Origin of the sequence: Streptomyces sp. NPDC020362 (assembly GCF_040642095.1) — a bacterium.
GTDB lineage: Bacteria > Actinomycetota > Actinomycetes > Streptomycetales > Streptomycetaceae > Streptomyces.
On sequence record NZ_JBFAET010000163.1, the window covers coordinates 15,301 to 20,199 of the forward strand.

A 4,899-nucleotide genomic window follows, 5' to 3' on the forward strand; every position below is an offset into this window, starting at 1 on the left:
CGTCGGCAAGACCACCACGACCACCGCCCTCGGCTCCACGCTCGCCTCCGAGCGGCAGGACAAGATCCTCGCCTCGGCCTGGAGGACCCCCGCGCGCACCACTGGATGCTCGGCGAGGGCATGGTGCACGGGGTACGGCTGCGCGACGGGAGGGCGGAGTGGTACCGGAACCGTTGGGTGCGCTCCTCCCAGGTGGCGCACAAGCTCGGTGAGCCCCACCCGGGTCCGGTGCCGCCGGAGGACTTCGCCTGCAACACGCATGTGATCCCGTATCAGGGGCGGATCCTCGCGCTGCAGGAGAGCGGTCCGCTGCCGTACGAACTGGACGGCGAGCTGAACACGGTGGGCACCTACGACTTCCGGGGCACCCTGGAGGGGGCGTTCACCGCCCACACCAAGTACGACGCGCACGCCGGTGAACTCCACGCGATCGCTTACCACCCGGCCTGGGACCACGTCCGGCACCTGGTCGTGGACCCCGCCGGGCGCATCTCCCGCACGACCCGGATCCCGGTGGCGGACGCGCCGATGATGCACGACTTCGCGCTCACCGGGAAACACGTCGTCGTGTTCGACCTCCCGGTCACCTTCGACCCGGCGGCCGCCGGACGCGGCGCGCCGGTGCCGTACGTCTGGAACCGCGAGCACCCCACCCGGGTGGGGGTCATGCGGCGGACCGGCGGGCCGGTGCGCTGGTTCGGCATCGACCCGGTCTTCTACTCGCACACCCTCAACGCCTACGACGAGGGCTCGTCCGTGGTCGTCGACCTGACGACCTATCCGGCGCCGTTCCACGTCGCCGGCCGCGGCTCCGACGGGCCGTACGGGACGGGCACGGTGAAGCTCGAACGCTGGACGGTCGACCTGCGCCACGGACGCGTCAGGCAGCGGGTCCTGGACGACCGGCCGCAGGAGTTCCCACGGGTCAACGAGGCGTTGGTCGCCCGCCGCCACCGGTACGGCTACTCGGCCGCGGCTGCCGACATGACGCTCGCGTACCTGACCCCCGACGGCGGCAACCCACCGGACCGGGCCTTCGACAACGCGCTCTTCAAGCACGACCTGCTGCGCGGTACGACCCAGGTGCACCGGCTGCCCCGTCACGCGGCGGCGGGCGAGGCGGTGTTCGTCCCGCGTGATCCGGGCGCCGGGAAGGCGGCCGAGGACGACGGATACGCGATCGCCTACGTCCACAACCCCGACCGGGGCGCCGCCGACCTGGTGATCCTCGCCGCACAGGACTTCAGCGGCGAGCCGGTGGCGCGGGTCCATCTGCCGGGGCGGGTGCCGCTCGGCTTCCACGGGAGCTGGATCGCGGACGCATGAGAGCCGGATTGCGGACGCATGAGGGCAGGCGATGCGCGATGGTGGACGCATGCATGCAAAGGACATCCTCATCGACGGCTACGGCCGCATCCAGGAAGAAGTCCGTGCCGCCCTCGACGGCCTGGGACCGGACGGGCTGCACTTCCGTCCGGACCCCGGCGCCAACTCCATCGCCTGGCTGGTCTGGCACCTGACCCGGGTGCAGGACGACCACATCGCCGACGCCTTCGACCTGGACCAGGTGTGGCTGTCCCAGGGCTGGGAGAAGCGCTTCGGCCTCGACCTGCCCCGCCACGACACCGGTTTCGGGCACAGTGCCGCGAAGGTCGCGAAGGTGCGGGTCGAGTCGGCCGACCTGCTGACCGGGTACTACGACGCCGTGCACGAGCAGAGTCTCGGCGCCCTGCGTTCGCTCGCCGCCAAGGACCTCGAACGGATCGTGGACGAGCGCTGGGATCCCCCGGTCACGCTCGGGGTCCGCCTGGTGAGCGTCCTGTCCGACGGCCTTCAGCACATCGGACAGGCCGCCTACCTCAGGGGGCTGCTTCAGAGCGCGGCCGCGTAACCCGGCAGGACCACGTCCTCGAGGAGGGCCCTGCGCTCGTCGAACGGGATGAACGCGCTCTTGACGGCGTTCACCGTGACCGTGCGCAGGTCCTCGACCGTCCAGCCCGCCTCCTCGACCAGCAGGGACATCTCCCGGGTCATCGTCGTACCCGAGACCAGACGGTTGTCGGTGTTGAGGGTGACCCGGAAGCCCATGTCCTTCAGCGCGGTGATGGGGTGCTCGGCGATCGAGGTGGCGCAGCCCGTCTGGAGGTTGGACGTCGGGCACATCTCCAGGGCGATGCGGCGGTCACGCACCCAGCCGGCCAGACGGCCGAGCTTGCCGTCCACGATGTCCTCGGTCAGGCGCACGCCGTGGCCGATGCGCTGGGCGCCGCACACCTGCAGGGCCTGGTGGATGCTGGGCAGCCCGTGCGCCTCGCCGGCGTGGATGGTGAAGGGCACGCTCGAGCGGCGCAGGTGCTCGAAGGCGTCCAGGTGGTCGGCGGGCGGGAAGCCGTCCTCGGCACCGGCGATGTCGAAGCCGACGACACCGGCGTCACGGTAGGCGACGGCCAGGTCGGCGGCCTCGCGGACCCGGTCGAACATGCGCATGCCGCACAGCAGGGTGCCGACCCGGACGGGGGTGCCGGCGGCCGCCGCCTTGGCCATACCGGCGGCGAGGCCCTCCTGGACGGTCTCCACGACCTCGCTCAGCGACAGCCCGCCCTGGGTGTTCAGCTCGGGGGCGTAGCGCACCTCGGCATAGACGACGCCGTCGGCGGCGAGGTCGAGGACGTACTCCTCGGCGACGCGCAGCAGGCCCTCGCGGTTCTGCATGACGGCGAGGGTGTGCTCGAAGGTGGCTATGTAGCGGACCAGGTCGCCGGAGTTGGCGGCCTCGTAGTACCAGGCGGCCAGCTCGTCGGGGTCGGTGGTGGGCAGGGTGTGGCCGACCGCCGCAGCGAGTTCGACGACGGTGGCGGGGCGCAGGCCGCCGTCGAGGTGGTCGTGCAGGACGGCCTTGGGCAGGCGGCGGATCACTTCGGCGTCTACGCGCGTAGCAGTCATGGCGGGTCTTTCCTTGAGCAGGCGGTTCAAAGGGGTGGGAGGAGCGTGCGGCGGGAGGAAACTCAGCCGGCCGGCTGGAGGAGGTCCCAGCGGTTGCCGTGGAGGTCCTGGAAGACGGCCACCGTGCCGTACGGCTCGTGGCGCCGCTCCTCCAGGAAGGTCACGCCGGCGGCCGTCATACGGGCGTGGTCGCGGGCGAAGTCGTCGGTGTGCAGGAAGAACCCGACCCGCCCGCCGGTCTGGTCCCCGATCCGGGCACGCTGGTCCTCGCCCTTGGCGCGGGCGAGCAGCAGGCCGGTGCCCTGGCCTTCGGCACCGGGCTCCACGACGACCCAGCGGGAGCCGTCCGGCCGGGGCTCGTCCGCGGCCAGCCGGAATCCGAGGGCCTCGGTGTAGAAGCGGATGGCCTCGTCGTAGTCGTCGACGACGAGGGTGACCAGGGCAACGCGGCGCATCGGGGCCTTCCGGTGAGGTTGGTTAGCGGGTGAGGTTATACGTAAAACTTCGCGTGCGCCAGTCACCTGTCGTGCAGGCGGGTTCGGCGGTACGACAGGCGCTGTCGATCAGGGATTTTCGTCGCCCTGGGCGACCTCGACCCGGTGGTGGAAGTCGGCCAGTCCGGTCACGGAGGCGACGCAGGAGACGACTGTGCAGGCGAGCAGGAGGGCGGCGACGCGCCTGCCGGTGCGGTGCGCGGACCGAGGCGCCGCCAGGAGGGCCTGGACGCGCTGCGGGACGGGACCCGTCGTCGCGGCGGCGGCGAAGTCGGGACGCTCGGCGCGGACGGCCCGGCCGGCCAGGGCGGCCCGGGCGATGGCGCGGGCGGTCAGGCGACGGTCGCCGACGCTCACGGCGGCGGCCTCGTCGGCGGCGCGCTCGGCGGCGAGGCGGATGGTCTCGCGGACCGGTCGCAGGGCGGGGTGGCAGTGCGCCGCGACTTCGGCTGCGGCGAGGAAGTAGTGGTGACCGCCTTCGTTGTGTGCCCGCTCGTGCGCGAACAGCGCCTCGCGCTCGCGGCCGTCGAGGCTGCGCAGCATGGCGGTGGTGACGACGATCCGGTGCGGGCGGCCGGGCAGTGCGTACGCGTCGGGGCGCGGCGAGTCCACGACGCACAGGTCGCCCGCGGCGGGTCCGTGCCCGGCCTCGGTGCGGGCGGCCCGGAACGCGCGGGTCTGGCGCAGGACCGAGCGGACGAGGGTCCAGCCGCACACGGCGAGGGCGCCGACGGAGGTCGCGGCTGCCGGGAGGACGACGAGGTCGGAGGCGGTGTGCAGCGGGTGGATCAGTTCGCCGAGTGCGGCGAACACGGGCACCTTGAGCAGGCCGATCAGGACGAACGAGCCGAGCGCGGCCAGCGAGCAGCCCGCGAGGACGAGCGCACAGACGGTGATCGCCCACAGGGCGGCGGCGGGGACGAGCCGGTCGAGGGCGCGCCGGGCCAGTGCCGGGAGGGCGAACGGCAGCAGCAGCGGCAGCAGGAGCAGTGCGGTCATCAGTCGTCGGATTCGAGGAGGTCCCGCAGGGTGCGTTCGTCGTCGGGGCTGAGCTGGGCGACGAAGCGGGCGAGGACGGTTACGCGGTCGTTGTCCCGGTCGAGTTCGCTGTGCATCCGGCGGGCGGTGAGGCCCTGGGCGTCCTGGAGGGGAAAGTAGGCGTAGCCGCGGCCCTGGCGCTGCCGCTCGACCATGCCCTTGTCGTGCAGGCGGGTGAGGATCGTCGTCACCGTCGTGCGGGCGAGATCGGCGCCGAGGCTCTGCTGGACCTGGCCGGCCGTCCGGGGCGCCCCGGCGGCCCAGAGAGCGGCCAGGACGCTGGCTTCGAGTTCACCGGCAGGCCGGCGTTCGTCCTTGGCCTCGGTCATGGGAACGTTCCTCACCCCGTCTTCGTCGGCAGTCCGGCAGACCGCCTACACGATTGTAGTCAGCCGGCGCCGGGCGGGGGGGGGGGCCCCCCCCG

At 72.5% G+C, this 4,899-nt stretch carries 6 protein-coding genes; 2 read left to right on the plus strand and 4 right to left on the minus strand.

Annotation, left to right across the window (positions count from 1 at the left end):
* Together AB0H32_RS36590 and AB0H32_RS36595 are read left to right on the plus strand one after the other, a co-directional pair.
* A partial coding sequence (locus tag AB0H32_RS36590; protein ID WP_361130079.1) for a carotenoid oxygenase family protein occupies positions 1-1,326 on the plus strand: 1,326 nt, incomplete at its 5' end.
* A gap of 49 nt (positions 1,327-1,375) precedes the next feature.
* The gene (locus AB0H32_RS36595; protein ID WP_361130082.1) at positions 1,376-1,891 is read left to right on the plus strand and encodes a DUF664 domain-containing protein; all 516 of its coding nucleotides are present in this window, start codon (positions 1,376-1,378) and stop codon (positions 1,889-1,891) included.
* Here the strand turns inward: AB0H32_RS36595 and AB0H32_RS36600 are convergent.
* The 4 genes from AB0H32_RS36600 to AB0H32_RS36615 form a co-directional block, all read right to left on the minus strand.
* Positions 1,873-2,943 carry an adenosine deaminase gene (locus AB0H32_RS36600; protein WP_361130085.1) on the minus strand — a complete coding sequence of 357 codons (1,071 nt, stop codon included), beginning with the start codon at positions 2,941-2,943 and terminating at the stop codon, positions 1,873-1,875. The genes AB0H32_RS36595 and AB0H32_RS36600 overlap by 19 nt on opposite strands.
* A 62-nt stretch (positions 2,944-3,005) precedes the next feature.
* Positions 3,006-3,398, minus strand: coding sequence for a VOC family protein (locus tag AB0H32_RS36605; RefSeq protein ID WP_361130088.1), 393 nt, complete (start codon positions 3,396-3,398; stop codon positions 3,006-3,008).
* 108 nt (positions 3,399-3,506) lie between these two features.
* Complete coding sequence (locus tag AB0H32_RS36610) at positions 3,507-4,436, minus strand: M48 family metalloprotease (RefSeq protein WP_361130091.1); 930 nt, start codon at positions 4,434-4,436, stop codon at positions 3,507-3,509.
* Complete coding sequence (locus AB0H32_RS36615; RefSeq protein ID WP_361130094.1) at positions 4,436-4,804, minus strand: BlaI/MecI/CopY family transcriptional regulator; 369 nt, start codon at positions 4,802-4,804, stop codon at positions 4,436-4,438. The genes AB0H32_RS36610 and AB0H32_RS36615 overlap by 1 nt, the downstream gene beginning before the upstream one ends.
* Positions 4,805-4,899 lie beyond the last annotated feature (95 nt).